Source organism: Mycobacterium sp. NGS57 (assembly GCF_059812405.1).
This window is the reverse complement of sequence record NZ_JCALCP010000008.1, coordinates 112942-133031: the sequence shown is the minus strand read 5'-3', so window position 1 is coordinate 133031 and position 20090 is coordinate 112942. Positions and strand designations below refer to the sequence as shown.

The following is a 20090-nucleotide window of genomic DNA, read 5'->3' as shown; positions in this document are numbered from 1 at the left end:
CCCCTCGGCAACTCTCGCAAACGGTGTTATGAAACCACGCGCCGGGGGCCGTCCGCATCTCTGCCGGCGGCGCGTCCGGGACCCATTTCGGGGCAATATCCGCTGCTCGCGGCTCGAAGCCGCCCCAGCGGCGGCGGGGCGCCCGCCCGCCGCACGCCGGCCATCAACCTTCTTGACATCCGCGACGGCGGTAGTATCAAGGAAGTTGATACTCCGATGTGGAAAGGACGGCAGCGATGTCTGGAGGACTCTTTGGTGGCCCCGGCTTTGGCGGTTGGGGCGAAAAGGGCTGGGAGCACGGCGGGTTCGACGGTCCCGGCCGCACGGGCGGCTCGGGCTTCCAGGGCCCCGGCGGCCGGCACCCTCGGCACTTCCTCAAGCGGGCCGCGTTCGTGACCGCGGCGCTGCTCCTCGACGGGCCGGCCGACGCCGCGCAGGTCGTGCAGCGGGTCTCCGACGCGACCGGAGGCGCGTTCACCCCGCCGCAGGACGTGGCGGAGCTCGCCATCGGGCTGCTCGCCGGCCGCGGCGTCGTCGCGGTCGACGACGGCGTGGCGACCCTGACCGAACTCGGCCGCAACCTGCTGGCCTGGCGCGGCATCAGCAGCGAGACCGCGCACGCCTTCCTCGGGCGCGCGGCCAAGTTCGGCGACGTGGTCAAGATCCGTCGCGAGCTCTTCGAGATCGCCGGGCTGGCCCGCACCATCACCTGGACGGGCACCGACGAGCAGAAGCAGCGGCTCGCCGAGACCCGGGCCACGGTGCTCGAGGCGCTGACCGACGCGAAGAAGGCGCTGCACCGCGTCCTGGGCGAAAGCTAGCCGGCCGCCGGCTCGCTCAGCTTGACCAACATCTTGCCGATGTTGGCCCCGGTGAACAGGCCGTTGAGGGCGTCGACGCAGGACTCGACGCCCTCAAACACGGTCTGGCGGTGCCGAATCCGGCCCTCGTGCTCCCACTGGCGCAGCGCGGCGAACGCCTCCTCGAAGCGGCCCCAGTCGTCGAGCGCGTTGAACCCCCGCATCGACGCGGTCTTGGACAACAGATTGACGTAGTTGGCCGGTCCCGGGTGCTCCCCGCTGAGGTAGCTGGAGATCACGCCGCACAGCACCACCCGCGCCTTGGTCGCGAGCCTGCCCAGCACCGCGTTGAGGATCGGGCCGCCGACGTTGTCGAAGTAGACGTCGACCCGTTTCGGGCAATGCTGCTTGAGCGCGGCCGCCACGTCGTCGTTCTTGTAGTCGATGCACGCGTCAAACCCGAAGTCCTCCACCACCGCCCGGCACTTCTCCGGGCCGCCCGCGATGCCCACCACCCGGGCACCGGCGATCTTGGCGATCTGCCCGGCCACCGATCCGGTGGCCCCCGCGGCGGCCGACACCACCACCGTCTCCCCGGGTTGCGGCCGGCCGATGTCCATCATCCCGATGTAGGCGGTCGCCCCGGTCGGGCCGTACACCGACATCACCGCCAGCTGGTCGACCGCGGCTTTGCCGGGGATGGGCGTGCTGAACACGTCGTCGCGCACGATCACGTACTCCTGAAAGCCGGTCAGCGTGGTGATGACGTCGCCGACCTCGAAGGCGTCGCAGCGGGTGGCCACCACCTCGCCGATCCCGGCGGCCCGGATGACCTCGCCCAGCTGCACCGGCGGCAGGTAGCCGGGCTGGTCGTTCAGCCAGGTGCGCACGGCGGCGTCGAGCCCGACGTAGGTGGTCCGCACCAGCGCCTCGCCGTCGGCGGGCTCGGGGGCCGGCGTGGTGACCAGCTCGGTGTCGCCGGGCTGGACCAGCCCGGTCGGGCGGCGGCGCAACAGGATCTGGCGGTTCGGCAAGTCGGGCACGGTGCTGAAACTACCCATACGACGCGCGCCGCGGTGGGAGCATCACCTCATGAACTCGCAGGACGACCCGGAGGAACGCATCCGGGAACTCGAGCGCCCCCTGGCCGACGCCGCCCGCGCGTCGGAGTCCGGCCAGGCGCCGCCGCCCACGCCCAGCCCCTGGATGTACGGCGGGCCGCCGCAAAGGTCGTCGTCGGGCAACCGCGTGTGGTGGGTGGTGGGCACGTTCATCGTCATCGCATTCCTCGCCCTCGCGGGGGGCATCGCGGCCTTTGCGGCACACCAGCTTTCCGGTGTCCGGCCGATCATCAGCTCCCCGCCGACCGTCTCCGGGACGTTGGGCCCGCCGAGCACCCGGACCAGAACATTGGCGCCGCGGTCGACGTCACCCGCGCCACCGCCGGGCGGCAAGCTCAGCGTCGCCGGCGTCAACCAACACCGCACGATCGCCTGCAACGACAACGTCGTCGACGTGAGCGGCGTGTCCAACACGGTCGTGATCACCGGCCACTGCACCGGCCTCACCGTGTCCGGGGTGCAGAACGCCATCACCGTCGACGCCGTCGACAGCATCGACGCCTCCGGCTTCGACAACACGATCACCTACCACTCGGGCAACCCGAAGATCAGCAATGCCGGCGGTTCGAACGTGGTGCAGCGCGCGCCCTGAGGACACGCTCGGCGTGACGGAATCAGTCGCCGCCGGCTTCTTCCTCCGAATCGTCGTCGAGCACGCCGACCGCGATGCCGTAGGGCAGGAAGCGGACCTTGCGCTTGGGGTCGACGTTGTTCTTGTTGGCGCGCAGCGCGTCGAGCTCGGTCGCGTGGACCTGTTCGACGTGGGCGCCGCCGTCGGCGTCCACGGTGTAGATGGCCCACACCCCGTCACCGGCCTCGCCGGCGGTCTCCGGCGCCGGCCGGGGCCGCCGCGAGAGGTCCTCGAAGATCGCCGACCAGCCCGTCCGGACGCCGGGCCCGCCGACGAACCTGCCGACCCGCTCGAACACGTCGCGCAGACCCTCGCTGCCCTCCCTGATCAGGCGGTCGAACTCGTCGGGATCGAATCCGAACGCACCGTGCTCGCCCACGTAGGCCTCCTTGCTCACAGCGTCAATGCCCAGTGTGCGCTCGGGAGCGGCGTGTCGCCACCGCCGGGCCTAGGGGGCAGGCGGCGGGGGCGGCGGTGGCGGGTTGATCGGGATCGGCACCGTGACGAAGGGCAGGTGCAGGTACATGGTCAGCGGGGGCCGCGCGGGCGCCTCGGCCGGCGGCGGGGCGTCCGGCGGCGGGACCGGTGCCTGCTGCGGCGGCGGAGCCTGCTGCGGGGCCGGTGCCTGCGGCGGCGGCGCGGCCTGCTGCACGGGCGTGGGCACCGACGCCGGTGCCCGCCACGTCGACGCGTGGCGGGGCGGGGGCGCCGGCTCGGGGGACGGGGCCGCCACCTCGGGCGCGGGCGCGGCCACCGCGGGTGTGGGCGGCGGCGCGGGCGGGGCCGGGCTGGGGGCGGGCGGCTGCGCCGACGGCGGCGGCACCACATTCTGCGGGGCGGCCGCGTGCGGGCTGGGCTGCGGCGCCTGCACCGGCCGGACGTCCGAGGTCAGCGACACCACCACCGCCCCGGCCGCGACGGCCGCGATCCCCGCCAGTGCGCCTCCGACCAGCACGGCGGGCCCGCGGCGCCGCATTGCGTGCCGCGCGTCGTCCGCGCTGTCGGCCTCGTCGTTCAGGGCGCTGTAGGCCAGCGCGCCGGTGTCCGGGGCGGCGCCCCCGGAGACGTCGAGGTAGGTGGGGCTGAGCCCGCGCGGATGCACCTCGCCGGTGCCCGGATCCAGCGAGTAGGCCAGGGCGGCGGTCGACGACGCGAACAGCGGCGCGTTCGCCGACGCCAGCGCCGCCCCCCGGGCGAGGGCCATTTCCGGCTCCTCGGGCACGCTCACCTCGAACCCGGTCGCGGCCTCGAGCGCGGCCTTGATCGCGACGATGTCACCCCCGCGGCCTGCGCCGCTCCCCACCACGAATACGCCGTCCGCGCGCGACGTGGGCGCGTCCAGACCGGCGACCATGGCCGCCAGCTCGGCCGCGGTGCCCCCGAGCAGCTGTCGCCGGTGCAGGTCGACGATGGAACCGTCGGCGACGTCGACGACGGCCAGCGTCGCGCTGTCGGACTCGACGAACAGCAGCGCGATGTGCTTGTAGCCGATGGAAAGGCCGATCGCCTGCGCCAACGCTGCCGCGGCGAGCAACGGGGAGACCAGCATCACGCTGCCGACGTCGTGGGACGCGATCGCGTCGCGCAGCGCGCCGGACTCGGCGGGGTCGGTCCACGTCACGCCCGTCGCGGCCAGCCGATAGCCGCCCTCGGCCGCGCCCTCCCGGGTGCCGACGATCGCGTCGATCACCCCACCGGGCCCGCTCTCCGTCGCGGAGAGCGCGAATTCGTCCTGCTCGACTGTGACGCCGTCCGCATCCTGGCCCTCAACGAGCACCAGGCGGACGGCGGTCGGAGCCAGCGACACTCCGAGCACGATGTCCACGTTGCGCCTCCAAGGTTCCCCACGGGGGCATCACAGAATCGGCCCCCGCCCGAACTGGGTGACCACCACGCTACCCGCGTGCCACCCGGCGTGCTCGTGCCGGGACTCAGTAACCCGGGCTCAAGAACGGGTTCTGCGGGTTCTGCGGATACTGCGGATACTGCGGGACCGGCGGCGCCTGGGGCGCCTGGCTGGCGGGCACCGGCACCGGTATCGGCACCGGCAGCAACGGAACATGGATCCACTGCGTCGTCATCGGCACCGTCGTCGTGGGCGTCGTCGGGGGCGCGGTCGTCGTCGGCTCCGGTGGGGTGGTCATCGCGGTCGTGGTCGGCGGCGGCGGGGTCGTCATCGCGGTCGTGGTCGGCGGCGGGGCGGGGCGCCGCGTGGTGACGACCGGCGGCGCCGTGGTCACGACCACCGGCGGTGGCGGCGGTGGCGGAGACGGCGGGGGCGGCGGCATCGGGCTGGGCTCCGGTTGCGCGCTGGGCGGCGCCGGGGCCGGCGTGGGGGGCGGGGGCGGCGGGCTGGGCGCCAGGGAGCTGACGGGTGGCAGCGGCAGGGGCGCGACCGTAGGCGGCGGGGCCTGGCGGTTTTCGATGCCCGTCAACGTGTAGGCCACCCCGCCCACGGCGGTCATCGCGACCACGGCGCACATCCCGACGATCAACTGTGACAGCCGCAGCCGCCGCCACGGCTTTTCCCTGGGCGGGTCGATGATGTTCAGGCGCATCGACCAGCCGGCCGGGCCGTCCTCCTCGAAGGCGGCGGGGCTGTAGGGCACCCGGATGTCGCCGGGGAATTCCGTTTGCGACCAGGCCAATTCGCGGTCGGTGAGCGCCTCGTCGTCGATCACCAGCACGTCGCCGGCCGGCAGCTCGACGATTTCACCGGCGGCCGCCGTGAGCAGGCCGATGGACGTGCGGGTCCGCAGGTCCAGCTCCTCACCGCGGGAGGCCAGCGCCAGTGCGCCCAGGGCGGCGGCGTGCCCTGGCTGCGACGGGCTCACCACCGGTCTGCGGCCGTGCACCGAAAGGCGTTCGGTGACAAGCGGAATGCTCGCCCCGCCGCCGACGGTGACCACCGCCGACAGGTCCGCCCAGCCCCGCTTGTGGCGCACCAGCATCTCGTCGAACGCGTAGATGAAGCCCGACAACCGGTCCTGGATCAGGTCGCCCAGCTCGTCGCGGGTGAGCTTCATGGTGCACCGGCGTCCGCCGAGCTCGGCGGCGAATTCGGTTGCCGTTTCGGTGGACAGCCGTTCCTTGGCCGCGCGGCATTCTTCCCGCAGCAGGCCGAGTTGTCCGACGCCCGCGGTGGTGGCCGGATCGATGCCGCTGCCGTGGCCGAGTTCCTCGAAGACCTTCAGCAGCACCGCCTGGTCGATCTCGTCACCGGAGAACGCGGCGTAACGCATTGTGGGGCTGACGAGTTCGAAGTCGCCCTTGAGGCTGATCAGGGTCGCCGACGTGCCGCCGCCGCCGAAGTCGACCAGGGCCACGACGCCCGTCGCCGCCAGGCACAGCTCCGCGTTGGCCGCCGTCAGCGCCGCGATCGCGTCCGAGACCAGCGTGGGTGCCATGCCGCTGCGGACGAAGCCCAAATGCGTTCGCAGCGCGTTGCGCAGCGCCTGCACCGTGCCGGGTTTCCAGTATGCGGGGACGGCGATGGAGATCTCCGACGCGCCCGCATCCGCGCCGGCCGCCACCATCATCGCGTCCAATGCCTCGACCATGAGGAGGTCCGGGTCGTGCGCGGAGCCGTCGGGTGACACCAGCGCGACCGAGTCACCGATGCGCTCCACGAAGCCGCGCATGAGCACGCCGGGTTCGGACAGGGCCGGACCCTCGGTGCTGTTCGAAGGCAGGCCGATTTTCGGCGCACAGTGCGGGTAAAGCGTCAACACCGCACGCCGTGCAACCGGCGGACTTTCGTTACGCGCAGCGACCAGGTTCGTGGTCCCGATCGACAACCCCACTGGGTCGTACATAGAGCGAAAACCTTCGTCTACTGAGGGTATACAGAGGGTCTAGAGGGTCGATGGCCAGCGTTAACCATAGCCGCGGACACGCGCAAAGCCGATGGCTTGCAATGCCATTGGTATAGCCTCGATGTGATTGTGTCACCGAAGCGGTATCAAATACCCCTTGACAAAAGGGTTTACACCACGGTGAGCGGCAGCGAACGCCTCGGCTCGAACTGGAACGTCGATCCGCCGCTGACTTTGGCCACCGACACCTCGGGCAGTTCGGCTGCGGGGGCGTCGGTTTCGACAACTTCCGCGGTCCACTCGCTGCCCGTGCCGCTGATGCGGACCTCAAGGCGCGGGTCCACCGCGGTGGCGATCGCCTGCAGCGGCTGCACGGATTCCGGCGAGCACAGCGCGATCCAGGCGCCGTCGTCGTGCGCGGGCGAGGGATGCACGGCGATCCGGTTGTCCGCGAGCTCCGCGAACTCCGCGACAACATAGCCCGCGGGGTTGAGCAGCGGGTGCAACTCGAGCACCCGTCGCGCTCCCTCGATCCCGCCGGGCAGGCCCAGCGCGCGGTGGATCCGCTGCGCCCCCAGCCCGGCCAGGCCGATCAGGCCGCGGGTGCCTATCGAGATGGCCTCGGCCTCATCGGCGGCGCGTGCGCGCACCGCGATCGCGAACGACAAATACAGCAGATGCATCTGCAGGCAGACCTCGTCGGCCATGCGGACCAGCGCCGAATGCGAGAAGGCGGCGAAGTCGAGGTCGGACAGCAGCGGACCCGAGTAGTCGGCCAGGCCCTCCTCGGATCGGTCGATCGTGTCGAGTTCCCATGTGGCAGCACGGGTTTGACGAACGAGGTCCAGCGCGGGTATGCCCTTTACCGGCGGATAGGACTCGTCGATGATGACGGTCCAACAGCAGTGCGGTGTGCGATCGGCCGGTTGGCGGGGCGGGCGGTGGATCGGCCGGCACTGCGCGCGCGGGTTGGTCGCGACCGCGGTGGCGTCGAACGTCGGGTCTTCGATGGTGTGGCACATCCCGAAGACGTACTCCTCGCCCATCGGCTCCACGTCGAGCAGGGCACCGCAGGATGCCAGCTCGAACTGACCGTGCCAGCGGTCGAAGACGGTGTAACGGAAATCCATGAACTGCGGCGGTGCCCCGATGTCGAGCTGGAGGCCCTTGAAGATGGTCGGTACGTCGACACCCTCGAAGTCCAGCGCGCGCTGCATGCGCTGCGTGTACACGGGGCTCGCACCCGCCCATTCCTCGATGGCGATCTGCACCATCTCCTCGCGACCGAACGAGCTGATGCACCACGCCATGCCCGAGCGGTCGATCATGTGACCGATCAGGAGCAGTTCGGGGACCAGGACGGCCAGCTGCTCGCGGGACAGCTGCGCGTATCGGGATGGGCTCACCCGACCAAAAATAGATGGCTTTATGTTATAAAGTCAACAATGACCCTTTCTGCAGGTGCCGCCCCCACCCGCCGGACCCGAGCGCCGCGCAAACGGGGCGATGACACCCGGGCGAAGATCATCGACGAGACGGTGCGCTGCATCGTCGAGGAGGGGTTCCCGGCCGCGACCGCCAAGCACGTGGCCGAGCGGGCGGGCGTGACGTGGGGCGTGATCCAGTACCACTTCGGCGACCGCGCCGGGCTGTTGATGGCCGTCGTCGACGACGGCGTGGCCAAGCTGCTCGAGTCGTTGTCGTCGGCCGACGTGGGCGATCTGCCATTGCGCCAGCGGATCGAAGTCGTCGTCGACACCGCGTGGAGCTGTTACAGCAGCCCGACGTCGATGGCCGCCTTCGAGATCCTGCGCGCCACCCGCGGCGGATCATCGCGACGCCACCTGCTCGAGATGAACTCCGCGATCGGCCAGCTGGGCCGGCTGATCACCGATGATCCCACCAAAGCCGGTGTGGCCGAGGTGATCTGGGCCACCCTGCGCGGTGTGGTGCTGGCGCAGATGATCACCGGGATCGAGGTCGACTGGAGCCTGGAACGACGCGCGCTGATCGACATGGTGACCCGTGTGCTGCAATGACGGGATGACCCCCACCGATCTCGCCGACATCGAAGCCATCAAGCAGGTCAAGTACCGCTACCTGCGCGCGCTGGACACCAAGCACTGGGACGACTTCGCCGACACGCTGGCCGAGGACGTCAAGGCCGACTACGGCCCGTCCCTGGGTAACGAACTGCACTTCACCAATCGCACCGAGTTGGTGGACTACATGCGCTCATCGCTGGGCCCGAACGTCATCACCGAGCACCGCGTCACCCACCCCGAGATCGTCGTGAGCGGCGACACCGCTTCGGGCAGCTGGTATTTGCAGGACCGGGTCATCGTCGCCGAGTTCAACTTCATGCTGATCGGCGCGGCCTTCTACCGCGACACCTATCGGCGCACCGACGCGGGCTGGAAGATCAGCGGAACCGGTTACGACCGCACCTACGACGCCACGATGTCGTTGACGGGCTTGGACTTCAAGGTCAAACCCGGGCGCGCTCTGGCGTCGGAGGCCTAGTACCGACCGAACGCCATGGCGACGTTGTGGCCGCCGAACCCGAACGAGTTGTTGATCGCGTAGTTGAAATTGCCGCGCCGCGGCGTGCCCGCCACCACGTCCAAATCGATTTCCGGATCGAGGTTTTCCAGGTTCAGCGTGGGCGGGATCACCTGATCGCGCAGCGCGAGCACGGTCAGGATCGACTCCACCGCGCCGACGGCGCCGACCGAATGGCCCAGCGCCCCCTTGGGGGCGTAGACCGCGGCGTTCCCGCCGTGCGGGCCCAGCGCGTTGTTGATGGCCTTCCCCTCGGCCACGTCACCCACCGAGGTGCCGGTGGCGTGGGCGTTGACGTGGCCGATGTCGCCCGGCGTCAACCCGGCAAGCTGAATCGCGCGGCTCATCGCGTGCCCGGCGCGCTCGCCGTTGGGGTCCGGCGCCACCATGTGGTAGCCGTCGGAAGTGATGCTCGCCCCCATCAGCCGGGCCAGGATCTTCGCGCCGCGGGCCTTGGCGTGCTCCTCGGTCTCGATCACCAGCAGCGCGCCGGCCTCGCCGAACACGAAACCGGTCCGGTCGCGGTCGAAGGGCCGGCAGGCGCCGGCCGGGTCGTCGTTCTTGGTGGACATCACGATGCGCATCTGGGCGAACGCGGCGAGCGCCACCGCCTCGATCTTGACCTCGACGCCGCCGCAGATCGCGATGTCGGCCTCGCCGAACACGATGCTGCGCCACGCCTGGGCGATGCCCTCCGAGCCCGACGCGCACGCCGACACCGGCGTGATCACCCCGGCCTTCGCGTGCCGCTCCAGCCCGACCGCCGCCGCGGCCCCGTTGGGCATGTATTTCTGCACCGCCAGCGGCGAGACCGCCTTCATCCCGCGGGCGCGCATGTCGTCGTAGCTGAAGACGATCTGCTCGGCCGAGCCCAGGCCCGTGCCGATGGAGACCAGCAGCCGGTTGGGGTCGACCTCGGGCGAGCCGGCGTTCTCCCACACCCGGCGGCTCAACGTGATGGACATCCGCGGCAGGTAACCCATCCGGTGCCGCTCGGCGCGCGTCAGCCCTTCGTCGAATTCCTCGAGCAAATGCCCACCGATGCGCACTGGCAGGTCGTAGTGCTCGATGAACGAATCGTCGAGGGTGCGGATGCCGCTTTGGCTGTCCAGCAACAACTTCCAGGTGTTCTCGGCGTCGGTTGCCAGGGCCGTCGTCATGGCGATGCCGGTGACGACGACGTTGGGCAGCGTTTTACCGGTAACCAGCTGTGTCATTGCGAAGGCGCCTTTCGTCCTTCGTAAGACTACTTGGTGATCGCGATCACCGCTCCGGGCCGCAGCCAGCGGATGATCTGCACCAGCGTGGGATCGTCGATGGCCACGCAGCCCTCGGTGGGGGCGCCGTCGGTGGTGTGGAAGAAAAACGCGGAACCGCCGCCCGGGGTCTTGTTCTTGTTGACGCCCATCACGACGGCGTGTTTGTACTGCGGGATCTGCAGGTTCTCGCTGGCGGCCGTGCTGAACGGGCACTGCGCCTTCTGACAGACCTGCATGCTGTTGAAGGTCGGGCTGTGGTCGTCCCCGCTCCACCAATGGTTGGGTCCGACTTGCGTATACGGCAGTCCCCCACCGGGATTGGGCGCCGTGCCGAAGGCGGAGTCGAGGGTTAACACCCCCATCGGAGTGGCCGGCACCCCGCTGCGGGCCTGCGGCGCCATGCCCGCCGAGCCGACGTGGGTCGGGATGGCGGTCTTGAGTGCCTGCCACCCGGCGGTGGTGCGCTGGTAGATGTCCATGGTCGCGTTGGAGCCGCCGGTGCTGACGACCGAAACCACCTGGGTGGCGTTGCCGACGGAGTTCGCGAACCACGGGACGGCCGCACCGCTCACCGGTGCCGCCACCAGCGCCGCGACGATCAGGCCCGCCGCGGCGCACAGCGAAGCTAGCAGTCGGCGCATGGCTTCAATCGTCCGGCGGCCAGGACCTCAGGGTCAAGTAAAGCTTCAGCCCCGGTTGGGTAACTGCGCCGTGACCACGCGGACCGGCGCACCCGGCCGAAACACCAACAGGCACAACAGGAAATAGAGGGAGCCCAGCGACCAGCCGGCGAACACATCAGACGGATAGTGCACGTTCAGCGACACCCTGGCGATCCCCACCGACAGCAGGCACAGCGCCGCCAGCGCCACCGCGGCGCGGCCCAGCGACCGGCTGATCATCGGCGCCGCGAAGGCCAGCAGGGCCAGCAGCGCGGCCGTCGTTTCGAGCGCGTGCCCCGAGGGAAACGACGACGACGGCGCCGCCACCAGCATGGTCGGCGGTCGCGGCCGGTCCACCAGCGCCTTGGCCGCCAGCGTCAGCAACCCGGCGAGCGGCCCGCAGGCCAGCAGCACCAGCGCCGCGCGCACGTTGCGCACGGCCAGCGCGCCGACCGCCGCCACGGTGCCCAGCAGCCGCAGCGGCACCGGCCCCAGCACCAGCGACACCCCGTCCCAGAACCGCACCCACGCCGGGTGCTCGACGGCGACGTCGCGCGCGGCGTTCAGCAGCGCCCAGTCGACGCGGTGCAGCCAGCTCCAGTGCTGGCCGTAGCCCACCCACAGGACCGCGTAGGCGACGGCGGCCGCGAGCGCGACCCACAGGGCCGGGGCGGTGCGTGGGCGGATCACCGGTACACCGATACCAGCTGCCGGGCCGCGCGGGTGCCGCGGGAGGTCATACTGGCGTGCATGGCGGTCTTCGTCCGCAGGTTGTTCGGCATCGGCAAGCTCCCCGCCGATCTGCACGCTCAGGTCGAGGCGGAGGGGCTGCTCTACCTCGCCGACTACGTCGCGGTGACCCGGCGGTTCAGCGGTGTGCTGCCCGGCGTGCGGCTGCCGCACAGCGTCGCCAGCTACGCCGGCTCGCTGGTCTTGACCTCCGAACGGGTGCTGGCGACGCTGTCCATGCTGCCCAGGCTGGCCGGGCCCACCGTCAACGCGCGCTGGGACGCGCCGCAGACCGGCGCGGCGAAGGTCGAGATCTCGGCGACCGGAGTCCAGGTCGACGTCGACGTGGCCGCGGTCGACCCGAGGTTCAGCGGCGAGCTGTCGCTGCACTACAAGGCGAACATCCCGCCCGACGTGCTCGCCGGCCTGCCGCGTCTGTCGCTGGCCTTCGACATGCCGCCCGACTACGTGTTTCGGGCGGTCGGTGTCACCTACAGCCCGTGACGGGTCTCCTACCATGACGGGCGTGACCGATCAGGCGTACAGCCCCGAGGAGCGGCGGGCCGTGTATCGGGTGATCTCCGAGCGGCGCGACATGCGCCGGTTCGCGCCGGGCGTGGTGGGTGAGGACGTGCTGGCGCGGTTGTTGCAGGCCGCGCACGCCGCGCCCAGCGTCGGCCTGATGCAGCCGTGGCGCTTCGTCCGGATCACCGACGACGCGCTGCGCCGGCGCATTCACGCCCTGGTCGACGAGGAGCGCCCGCTGACCGCGGCGGCCCTGGGCGAGCGGTCCGAGGAGTTCCTGGCACTGAAGGTCGAGGGCATCCTCGAGTGCGCCGAGCTGTTCGTGGTGGCGCTGTGCGACAACCGCGACGCCCATGTGTTCGGCCGGCGCACGCTGCCGCAGATGGATCTCGCGTCGGTGTCGTGCGCGATCCAGAACCTGTGGCTGGCGGCGCGCTCGGAAGGCCTTGGCATGGGCTGGGTTTCGCTGTTCGACCCGCGGCGGCTGGCCGACCTGCTGCAGATGCCCGCGGGCGCCGAGCCGGTGGCCATCCTGTGCCTGGGCCCGGTTCCCGGGTTTCCGGATCGCCCGGCGCTGGAGCTCGACGGGTGGGCCTATGCGCGGCCCCTGCCGGAGTTCGTCTGCGAGAACCGCTGGCGCGAGCCACCGGCGTGACGCGACGGTGAGCCGCCGGCGCCGGCACGGGCTGCGGTATTGTCGCCGGTCGAGGTGACCGTATGACAGAAAACCTGCTGATCGTGCACTGGCACGACCTGGGGCGATATCTCGGCGTCTACGGCCACCCGGATGTGTCCAGCCCGCGGTTGGACCGGCTCGCGGCAGAAGGCATCCTGTTCACCCGCGCGCACGCCACCGCGCCGCTGTGCTCACCGTCGCGCGGATCGCTGTTCACCGGTCGCTACCCGCAGAGCAACGGGCTGGTCGGGCTGGCCCATCACGGCTGGGAATACCGCAGCGGGGTGCGGACCCTGCCCCAGATATTGTCCGAATCCGGTTGGCACTCGGCGCTTTTCGGCATGCAACACGAGACTTCGTATCCCAAGCGACTGGGCTTCGACGAGTTCGACGTCTCGAACTCCTACTGCGACTACGTGGTCGACAAGGCATCCGAGTGGCTGCGGGGCAGCGCCGAAAACCTTGCGGGACAACCGTTTTTGTTGACGGCGGGGTTCTTCGAAACCCACCGGCCCTACCCGCGCGACCGCTACGAGCCGGCCGACGCCGCCGCCGTGGATCTGCCCGGCTACCTGCCCGACACCCCCGAGGTGCGTGACGACCTCGCCGAGTTCTACGGGTCGATCGCCACCGCCGACGCCGCCGTGGGCCGGCTGCTGGACGTGCTGGCCGAGACGGGCCTGGACGCCACCACCTGGGTGGTGTTCTTCACCGATCACGGCGCCGCGTTCCCGCGCGCGAAATCCACGCTGTACGACGCCGGAACCGGAATCGCGATGATCGTTCGGCCCCCCACGGCGCGCGGCGCGGCGCCCCGCGGGTACGACGAACTGTTCAGCGGCGTCGACCTGGTGCCGACGCTGCTCGGGCTGCTGGGCCTGAACCCACCGGCCGACGTCGAGGGCGTGTCCCACGCCGGCGCCCTGCTCGCGCCGCAGCCGCGATCCGAGCCCGTGCGCGAGCAGGTCTACACCATGAAGACCTACCACGACTCCTTCGACCCGATTCGCGCGATCCGCACCAAGGACTACAGCTACATCGAGAACTACGCGCCGCGCCCGATGCTCGACCTGCCCTGGGACATCGAGGAGAGCCCGTCGGGGGTGGCGGTCGCGCCGTTCGTCACGGGCCCGCGCCCCGAGCGCGAACTCTACGACCTGCGAACCGATCCCGCCGAGACCAACAACCTGCTGACAGGCCAGGTGGCCGCCGAGGTGGACGCGGTCGCCGCCGATCTGGCTGTCCGCCTGGATGATTGGCGCCAGCGCACCGGCGACGTCATCCCGTCGGATTTCGCCGGCTCCCGCATCGCGCAGCGCTACACCGAAACGTACCTGCGGATCCACCACATGACGCCCACCAGCCGGTCGGCGATCGCCGCCGACCGCGGCATCGAGGAATAGCTCAGCCGCCGCCGACCTCGGCGACGATGAACACCCGCCGGAACGGGAAGATCGTCGTGCCGTCGGCTCGGGGCGGGTACGCGTCGTCCAGCAGCGGGATGAGCTCCTGGCGAAACTGCTCCCAGCCCTCGTCGTCGAGCCGCTCGCGCACCGGGACCAGCGCCGTGCCGGTGATCCATTCCAGCACCGGGTTCTCACCGGTCAGCTGATGCAGATACGTGCTCTCCCACACGTCGACCTTGCAGCCGGCGTCCAGCAGCAGGTTGGCGTAGTTCATGGGCGGTTGCACCACCGCCCCCACCCGAAACGGTATGTCGCGCATGATCTGTGCGTACGGCTCGCGGCGGGCCAGGGCCCGCACGGTGGCGTGCGACGGCGTCTCGAAGTTCCCCGGGATCTGGACGCCGATCCACGAGCCCGGCGACAGTTCGCCGGCCCAGCGCACCATCAGATCGGCGTGCTCGGGCACCCAGTGCAGGGCCGCATTGCAGACCACCACGTCGGTGTCCGGCTTGGGCTTCCAGTCGCGCAGGTCGCCGATGGCGGCGTCGATGCCGCGCTCCTTGGCCGCCGCCACCATCTCCGGGGAGCTGTCCACCGCCTCGATCACCGCGTCCGGCCAGCGCCGGGCCAGGTACTGCGTCAGGTGCCCCGGACCGCAGCCCAGGTCGACCACCCGGCGCGCCCGGTTGGCGCCCACCCGCGACAGCAGGTCGTAGAACGGGCGGCTGCGATGGTCGGCAAAGGCCAGGTAGACGTCCGGATCCCACATGTCGGTCCTCCTGATCATCCCCGTCGCACAACCGCTGCTAGACAAACCGTATTACCGCATGCCGCCCCGGCGCAGACCGGCCGGGGGATAACATCGCGCTCGTGACACCCGACTCGGATCCGGTCGGCACCCCGGTTCCCCTTCCGGATGTCCCCGGCGCCGACGTGCCCTCCGGCGCCGAGGGATTGCCGCCGCGCTCCGCGCTGTCAGCCCGCCAGCGCATGGTCGTCGAGGCGGCGGCCGTCTCGGATCTCGCGCTGCGGACCGCGGTCGCCTCGGTGCTGACGACGACGGTGACGCCGGCCGTGCTCGCCGGCGCCGTGCGCTCCGGCAATGAACGCGACGGCCTGGGCTTCTACGCCGAGCTCGGCGCCGAGCGGGATCCGGCGAAGTCGTTTCCCGCGCCCACCGAGCTCCCCGAGGTGTCGTCGCGCCCGGCCGGCCGGCTCGCGAAATGGGTCGCGCACGGCACGGTCGACAACATCTCGTTCCCCAGCAGCTTCCGCGCGATCAACCCCGCGATGCGCACCCGCTGGAGCGCGTGGAAGTCCAACAACGTCGTGCACGCCCAGCACTGGCGCCACGACGACGGGCCGCACCCCACGCTGTGCGTGATCCACGGCTTCATGGGGTCGTCGTATCTGGCCAACGGCCGCTTCTTCACGCTGCCCTGGTATTACCGGTCCGGCTACGACGTCCTGATGTACACGCTGCCGTTCCACGGCGCCCGCGCCGAAAGATGCTCGCCCTTCAGCGGTTTCGGCTTTTTCGCGGGCGGCATGAGCGGCTTCGCCGAGGCCATGGCGCAGGCCGTGCACGACTTCCGGTCCATCCTCGACTACCTACGCCACACCGGCGTCGAGCGCATCGCCCTGACCGGAATCTCGTTGGGCGGCTACACCTCCGCGCTGGTGGCCTCGGTCGACGACCGGCTCGAGGCCGTCATCCCCAACTGCCCCGTCGCGACCCCGGCGACCATGTTCGACGAATGGTTCCCGGCCAACAAACTCATGGCGCTGGGGCTGCGGATGTCCGACATCGGCCGCGACGAGCTGCTCGCCGGGCTGTCCTACCACGGCCCGCTGAACTACCGGCCGCTGGTGGCCAAGGATCGCCGCATGATCATCACCGGCCTCGGTGACCGGATGGCGCCGCCGGGTCAGGCCACCATGCTGTGGGAGCACTGGGATCGGTGTGCGCTGCACTGGTTTCCGGGCAGCCACGTCCTGCACGTCAGCCAGCTGGACTACCTGCGCCGGATGACGCAGTTCCTCAACGGGGTCATGTTCTAGCCAGTGGCGCCCGGTGCGCGCCGGCCCCCGGGGCGGGCCAGTCCAGCCGCTCCAGCAGGCCGGCGGGCTCGTCGCGGTGTCCGTCGAGCCGCTGCGTCGACAACAAATCCAGTGCGGCGAGCGCGCGGCGGTGGTTGCCGCGTTGCGGGGTCAGCCCCGCCACCGGGGCCGCCCCGCCGGGGGGCGCCTCGGTCAAGAACGCGCACGCGGCCGCGACGGTCCGCTGACTTTTCTCGCCGGCGATCTCCAGCGCCGTGCAGGTCTCGCGCGCCGGGTGCGACCGGATCGCCTCCAGGGTTTCGGCCAGCCCGTCGTCGACGTGAACCTGGTATGCCGCAACGTAATCCGAGGCGCCGCGTTGAACTCCGCGCCAGGTTTCGCGGGCGCCGGGAGCCACCAGCCGCGGCACGTCGTCGGGCGCGACGCCGGCGGCGTCCCAGCCGATCTCGCGCAGGTGGTCGACCAGCCGGCGCGCGGCCACCCCGACCGTCTCGTGCAGCGGGATCCGCGCCGAGCGCGCCCGCAGCGCCGCCAGGTTGTCGGCCGCCGATAACGTCAGCCCGATCCAGGTCTCCCGCCTCGACGGGTCGGATGGGTTGTCGCGGCTGGTGATCCGGATCCGGTCGGCGCGGACGCCGTAGCGGTCCAGGTAGCCCGCGATCAACGGCAGGGGCACCACATCCGAGTCGCCGACCGGCGGTCCGAGCCGCAGCAGCGCGGTAGCCCTTGTGGCGGAATCGAATTCGGGGACGAAACCACCGCGGCGCAGCATCGTCAGCCGGCGACGCAGGATCGTGGTGAGATACAGGCCGCGCCACCAGGCCAGCAGCACGACGACGACGCCCGCGGCGACGCCGAGCACCCACTGCTCGCGGGTCGTTCGCCAGGGGAAGGCCATCGCCGCGGGCACCACGGCCAGCAGCGCCAGCGTGATCCGGCCGGTGCCGGGGGTCGGTATCGAGCGGCTCACGGGGTGGTCTCCTTCTTTCGGGCCAGAGCGGCTACCGCGGCCGCGACCGCGACGACGACGGCCAGCGCGGCGGTTCCGGCGAACGCGACGGTGCGCGGGGCGGTGTCCCGGGGCGCGGGCGCCGGCGGGACGGGGACCGGCCGCCCCGGCGGCGGCGCGGGCGGGGTGCCGGCCGGCAGCTCCCAGGTGAGCGCGGCCATCGGGTCGACGCTGCCCGCGCCGACGACGTTGGAGGGCGCCCGGGCCCCGTTGTGGGCGGTCGCGGTGATGCGCTGCACCACCTGGGTGGCGCTGAGCTGCGGATACTTGCTGCGCACCAACGCCGCGACGCCCGACACGTAGCCGGCGGCGTAGCTGGTGCCGTTCAGCGGGGTCACCCGCTGGTGGTCGTCGGGCAGCCCGTTCGCGAGGCCGCCACCGTCGCGGTTACTCACCGACACGATGCCCTCCCCGGGCGCCGCGATGCCCACCCACGGGCCGGTCATGGTGAATTTGGACGGCTGCGCGTCCGGGGTCAGCGAGGCCGCCGACAGCACATAGGGCTGCCACCACGACGGAATGGACACCGTCTTGACGCCGGCCCAGTTGCGCGGGTCGTCGGGGCGGCTGAGGTCGGTGAGCGGGTTGGAGTCGCAGGACGTCCCGCTGCCGACCGATCCGGTCGCGCCCGCGTCGCCCGCCGCGGCCACGATCACCGCGTCCTTGTCCACCGCCGCGTACCGGATCGCCGCGCCGAGCGCGGCCTGGTCGACGGGCCGGTCGACGGGCAGGCAGGTGATCGCGGAAATGTTGATCACCCGGGCGCCGAGGTCGGCGGCGTGCACGATCGCCCGCCCGAGCGTCGCGACGTCGAGCTCGGCCCGCGCCACCTGCGGATCGCCGCCCGCCGGCGTGCGCGGCGAGAAGCGCGCGGACGCCATCCTGATCGACAGCACCCGCGCCGCGGGCGCCACCCCGGAGAACCCGTCGTCACCGGGCTGACCGGCGATGATGCCGGCGACCAGCGTGCCGTGCCCGTCGCAGTCGGTCAGGCCGTCCGTCGCCTCGACGAAATCGCCGCCGGCATCGACGTTGGGTAGCCGCGGGCCCGGCCGCACCCCGGTGTCGAGGACCGCCACCAGTTGGCCTTCGCCGCGGGAAAAACCCCACGCCGCAGGGAGATTCAGCATCGCCTGGCCGGGCGTCGCCACCGCCGGGTCGCTACCCGGGATGACACCGGAGACGCCGCACGCGCCGCGCTGCTCCATCGGCTGCCCGGGTCCCGGGGTCCCGCTGGGCGGCGGCACGTCCGCGTCCACCTTCGGCTGATCGATCGCGAACGCCGCCGGACAGGCCCACAGCATCGCCGCCAAAGTGGCGGTGGCGCAGGCCAATCCGGTCCGGGCACCGCTGCGGATCATCGATTGAGCACCCAGGCGAACAGACCGACGAGGTAGGCCATCACGGGAATCAGCGATGCGTCCAGGCCGGCCGCCGCGAAGCCCAGCAGCCGGCGCAGCGGCAGCGAATAGGTCTCCGGCGAGGCGATGGCCGGGTTCAGCGCCACGACCGCCCACACCAGCGTCAGCGCGGCCAGCGCCAGCGCCGCGCCGAGGGCGGCGCCGTAGCGCCCGGTCGCGGTGTAGAGCACCAGCAGCACCCCCGCCGTCAGGTAGGGCTGGGCGAGCAGCCACGCCTTGCACGCAGCCGAATCCCAGACCCGCGCGCGCAGCACCGAAGTCGCCGCGGTGGCACCGACCACGTACCACCCGAAGCCGCCCAGCGACTCCGGCCGCAGCGCGATCGCCACCGACCCCAGCACGCTGAGCACCACCGCGGCGGCGATGAATCCGCTCTGGTGCGCGTCACCGATGCGCACCCGCCGCGGCAGGTCCTCGAGCACCCGCAACGACGGCGCCGACGGGGCGGGATCGCCGGGCGCCGGAATGACCGGCAGCGGGAAGCGCGCCCACAGCGCCGACAGCTGGGCGGCCTCGATGGTGACCAGCAGGGCCGCCACGATCAGCCCGCAGCCGACGGTCAGCATCGGGAAATGCCAAAGCAATTCGGCGCCGGCGGCCAGCAGCACCCCGGCCCCGACCACGGCCGTGGTGGTGAAGATCCCGGCGACGCGCTCGCGTTGCGGGCCGGGAACCATCAGCGCGATCAGCGACCACGCGCTGACGCCCGCCGCGGCCAGCATCAGCTGCGCCGGCCCGAACCTGCCCGGCACCGCCAGCACCAGGGCGGCGGCGATGGGCGCCAGCGCCGCGATCGTCAGCGCCGTTCCAATGCGCGCGGAACGGGCCTCGGAACGGGCCATGGTCAGCAGGCCGGCGACCGCGGTGAGCGCGGCGATCGCGGCGACCGCGACCAGCCCGGCCAGCGCGCCGGTGGCCACCCGGTAGGTGACGCCCAGCCCGGTCGCCAGGTAGGCCACGGTGATCGCCGCGGCCAGCGCCCCGCGCTGGAGATGCGCCGTGCCCCAAGGCCTCAGCCGCGAGGTCGAGAAGATCATGGCCGCGTCGGCGATGTCCTCGACGATCCCCGGGGCGGCCGGGCCCGCGGGCACCGGCTGCAGCGCCAGCAGGTCACCGTCGACGACGCCGACGGTGTCCAGGCTGGCGTCCAGGCTGAACGGCGCTCCGCCGATGGGCGCCAGGCTCAGCTGGGCGGCCGCGTCGAGTGCGGCGGTGTGGTCACCGTCGCCGTTGCCGGTCGCCGGCGCCGCCAGCCGCTGGACCGCGGGCAGAATCTCGCGCAGCGGCAACTCGGCGGGCAGCGCCATCTCCGTCAGCCTGCTGTCGGTGAGGATGGCGACGCGGACGATCGGCATCACGGCGGTCATCGGGCCCTCGACAAAAGCTGCAGCCATTCCAGGGACATTGCTCTCT

20 protein-coding genes are annotated in these 20090 nt (G+C 71.3%); 8 read left to right on the top strand and 12 right to left on the bottom strand.

Annotated features, from left to right (window positions below):
- Positions 1-236: 236 nt before the first annotated feature.
- A complete protein-coding gene (locus AC5Y43_RS16700; protein WP_499974223.1) occupies positions 237-821 on the top strand; it encodes a hypothetical protein in 585 nt (194 codons plus the stop codon).
- Here the strand turns inward: AC5Y43_RS16700 and AC5Y43_RS16695 are convergent.
- The gene (locus AC5Y43_RS16695; RefSeq protein WP_499974220.1) at positions 818-1843 is read right to left on the bottom strand and encodes an NADP-dependent oxidoreductase; all 1026 of its coding nucleotides are present in this window, start codon (positions 1841-1843) and stop codon (positions 818-820) included. The genes AC5Y43_RS16700 and AC5Y43_RS16695 overlap by 4 nt on opposite strands.
- 49 nt (positions 1844-1892) lie before the next feature.
- Between AC5Y43_RS16695 and AC5Y43_RS16690 the strand changes: the two genes are divergently transcribed.
- The gene (locus AC5Y43_RS16690) at positions 1893-2513 is read left to right on the top strand and encodes a DUF3060 domain-containing protein (RefSeq protein WP_499974218.1); all 621 of its coding nucleotides are present in this window, start codon (positions 1893-1895) and stop codon (positions 2511-2513) included.
- Positions 2514-2535: 22 nt separating this feature from the next.
- Here AC5Y43_RS16690 and AC5Y43_RS16685 read toward each other — a convergent pair whose 3' ends face one another.
- The 4 genes from AC5Y43_RS16685 to AC5Y43_RS16670 all read right to left on the bottom strand — a co-directional run bounded on the left by AC5Y43_RS16685 (position 2536) and on the right by AC5Y43_RS16670 (position 7773).
- A complete protein-coding gene (locus tag AC5Y43_RS16685; protein ID WP_499974216.1) occupies positions 2536-2931 on the bottom strand; it encodes an Rv0313 family protein in 396 nt (131 codons plus the stop codon).
- Between the two features lie 69 nt (positions 2932-3000).
- Positions 3001-4377 (bottom strand): DUF7159 family protein, encoded by a 1377-nt coding sequence (locus AC5Y43_RS16680; protein ID WP_499974215.1) that lies wholly within the window; start codon positions 4375-4377, stop codon positions 3001-3003.
- A 106-nt stretch (positions 4378-4483) separates the two neighbouring features.
- Positions 4484-6367 (bottom strand): Hsp70 family protein, encoded by a 1884-nt coding sequence (locus tag AC5Y43_RS16675; protein WP_499974213.1) that lies wholly within the window; start codon positions 6365-6367, stop codon positions 4484-4486.
- A gap of 170 nt (positions 6368-6537) precedes the next feature.
- Positions 6538-7773 carry a hypothetical protein gene (locus AC5Y43_RS16670; RefSeq protein ID WP_499974211.1) on the bottom strand — a complete coding sequence of 412 codons (1236 nt, stop codon included), beginning with the start codon at positions 7771-7773 and terminating at the stop codon, positions 6538-6540.
- A gap of 39 nt (positions 7774-7812) precedes the next feature.
- On the opposite strand from AC5Y43_RS16670, the gene AC5Y43_RS16665 reads away from it, so the two are divergent.
- Complete coding sequence (locus AC5Y43_RS16665) at positions 7813-8406, top strand: TetR/AcrR family transcriptional regulator (protein ID WP_499974209.1); 594 nt, start codon at positions 7813-7815, stop codon at positions 8404-8406.
- Positions 8393-8890: a nuclear transport factor 2 family protein gene (locus AC5Y43_RS16660; RefSeq protein ID WP_499974207.1), complete on the top strand. Its 498-nt coding sequence runs from the start codon at positions 8393-8395 to the stop codon at positions 8888-8890. The genes AC5Y43_RS16665 and AC5Y43_RS16660 overlap by 14 nt, the downstream gene beginning before the upstream one ends.
- On the opposite strand, the gene kasB is transcribed toward AC5Y43_RS16660, so the two are convergent.
- From kasB to AC5Y43_RS16645, 3 genes are read right to left on the bottom strand one after another with little or no spacing between them, the layout of a single operon-like run.
- Positions 8887-10146 (bottom strand): 3-oxoacyl-ACP synthase KasB, encoded by a 1260-nt coding sequence (gene kasB / locus AC5Y43_RS16655; RefSeq protein WP_499974205.1) that lies wholly within the window; start codon positions 10144-10146, stop codon positions 8887-8889. The two genes, AC5Y43_RS16660 and kasB, sit on opposite strands and share 4 nt — an antisense overlap.
- A 29-nt stretch (positions 10147-10175) precedes the next feature.
- The gene (locus AC5Y43_RS16650) at positions 10176-10829 is read right to left on the bottom strand and encodes a L,D-transpeptidase family protein (protein WP_499974203.1); all 654 of its coding nucleotides are present in this window, start codon (positions 10827-10829) and stop codon (positions 10176-10178) included.
- Between the two features lie 45 nt (positions 10830-10874).
- Positions 10875-11540 carry a phosphatase PAP2 family protein gene (locus AC5Y43_RS16645; protein ID WP_499974200.1) on the bottom strand — a complete coding sequence of 222 codons (666 nt, stop codon included), beginning with the start codon at positions 11538-11540 and terminating at the stop codon, positions 10875-10877.
- A 60-nt stretch (positions 11541-11600) separates the two neighbouring features.
- On the opposite strand from AC5Y43_RS16645, the gene AC5Y43_RS16640 reads away from it, so the two are divergent.
- From AC5Y43_RS16640 to AC5Y43_RS16630, 3 genes are all read left to right on the top strand, one after another.
- Positions 11601-12083 carry a hypothetical protein gene (locus tag AC5Y43_RS16640; protein WP_499974198.1) on the top strand — a complete coding sequence of 161 codons (483 nt, stop codon included), beginning with the start codon at positions 11601-11603 and terminating at the stop codon, positions 12081-12083.
- Between the two features lie 13 nt (positions 12084-12096).
- Positions 12097-12759 carry a 5,6-dimethylbenzimidazole synthase gene (bluB, locus tag AC5Y43_RS16635; protein WP_499974196.1) on the top strand — a complete coding sequence of 221 codons (663 nt, stop codon included), beginning with the start codon at positions 12097-12099 and terminating at the stop codon, positions 12757-12759.
- A gap of 62 nt (positions 12760-12821) precedes the next feature.
- Entirely contained in the window at positions 12822-14183 is a 1362-nt protein-coding gene (locus tag AC5Y43_RS16630; RefSeq protein WP_499974194.1) for a sulfatase family protein, read from the top strand.
- Between the two features lies 1 nt (position 14184).
- Here the strand turns inward: AC5Y43_RS16630 and AC5Y43_RS16625 are convergent, their stop codons facing one another.
- Positions 14185-14955, bottom strand: coding sequence for a trans-aconitate 2-methyltransferase (locus AC5Y43_RS16625; RefSeq protein ID WP_499974192.1), 771 nt, complete (start codon positions 14953-14955; stop codon positions 14185-14187).
- Between the two features lie 101 nt (positions 14956-15056).
- On the opposite strand from AC5Y43_RS16625, the gene AC5Y43_RS16620 reads away from it, so the two are divergent.
- A complete protein-coding gene (locus AC5Y43_RS16620) occupies positions 15057-16247 on the top strand; it encodes an alpha/beta hydrolase family protein (RefSeq protein ID WP_499974190.1) in 1191 nt (396 codons plus the stop codon).
- On the opposite strand, the gene eccE is transcribed toward AC5Y43_RS16620, so the two are convergent.
- The 3 genes from eccE to eccD are packed head-to-tail and all read right to left on the bottom strand — an operon-like array spanning position 16237 to position 20044.
- Positions 16237-17217 carry a type VII secretion protein EccE gene (gene eccE, locus AC5Y43_RS16615; RefSeq protein ID WP_499974188.1) on the bottom strand — a complete coding sequence of 327 codons (981 nt, stop codon included), beginning with the start codon at positions 17215-17217 and terminating at the stop codon, positions 16237-16239. The two genes, AC5Y43_RS16620 and eccE, sit on opposite strands and share 11 nt — an antisense overlap.
- Complete coding sequence (mycP, locus tag AC5Y43_RS16610) at positions 17214-18617, bottom strand: type VII secretion-associated serine protease mycosin (protein WP_499974186.1); 1404 nt, start codon at positions 18615-18617, stop codon at positions 17214-17216. Before mycP ends, eccE begins: the two co-directional genes overlap by 4 nt.
- Positions 18614-20044: a type VII secretion integral membrane protein EccD gene (gene eccD, locus AC5Y43_RS16605; RefSeq protein ID WP_499974549.1), complete on the bottom strand. Its 1431-nt coding sequence runs from the start codon at positions 20042-20044 to the stop codon at positions 18614-18616. The genes mycP and eccD overlap by 4 nt, the downstream gene beginning before the upstream one ends.
- Between the last annotated feature and the right edge of the window lie 46 nt (positions 20045-20090).

What these genes read in the sequence shown, in the direction of transcription:
- AC5Y43_RS16700 (WP_499974223.1), top strand. Translation starts at nt 237, where the DNA reads ATGTCTGGAGGACTCTTTGGTGGCCCCGGCTTTGGCGGTTGGGGCGAA.
- AC5Y43_RS16625 (WP_499974192.1), bottom strand. Translation starts at nt 14,955, where the DNA reads ATGTGGGATCCGGACGTCTACCTGGCCTTTGCCGACCATCGCAGCCGC.
- bluB (WP_499974196.1), top strand. Translation starts at nt 12,097, where the DNA reads ATGACGGGCGTGACCGATCAGGCGTACAGCCCCGAGGAGCGGCGGGCC.
- eccD (WP_499974549.1), bottom strand. Translation starts at nt 20,044, where the DNA reads ATGACCGCCGTGATGCCGATCGTCCGCGTCGCCATCCTCACCGACAGC.
- AC5Y43_RS16650 (WP_499974203.1), bottom strand. Translation starts at nt 10,829, where the DNA reads ATGCGCCGACTGCTAGCTTCGCTGTGCGCCGCGGCGGGCCTGATCGTC.
- kasB (WP_499974205.1), bottom strand. Translation starts at nt 10,146, where the DNA reads ATGACACAGCTGGTTACCGGTAAAACGCTGCCCAACGTCGTCGTCACC.
- AC5Y43_RS16665 (WP_499974209.1), top strand. Translation starts at nt 7,813, where the DNA reads ATGACCCTTTCTGCAGGTGCCGCCCCCACCCGCCGGACCCGAGCGCCG.
- AC5Y43_RS16675 (WP_499974213.1), bottom strand. Translation starts at nt 6,367, where the DNA reads ATGTACGACCCAGTGGGGTTGTCGATCGGGACCACGAACCTGGTCGCT.
- AC5Y43_RS16630 (WP_499974194.1), top strand. Translation starts at nt 12,822, where the DNA reads ATGACAGAAAACCTGCTGATCGTGCACTGGCACGACCTGGGGCGATAT.
- mycP (WP_499974186.1), bottom strand. Translation starts at nt 18,617, where the DNA reads ATGATCCGCAGCGGTGCCCGGACCGGATTGGCCTGCGCCACCGCCACT.
- AC5Y43_RS16690 (WP_499974218.1), top strand. Translation starts at nt 1,893, where the DNA reads ATGAACTCGCAGGACGACCCGGAGGAACGCATCCGGGAACTCGAGCGC.
- AC5Y43_RS16640 (WP_499974198.1), top strand. Translation starts at nt 11,601, where the DNA reads ATGGCGGTCTTCGTCCGCAGGTTGTTCGGCATCGGCAAGCTCCCCGCC.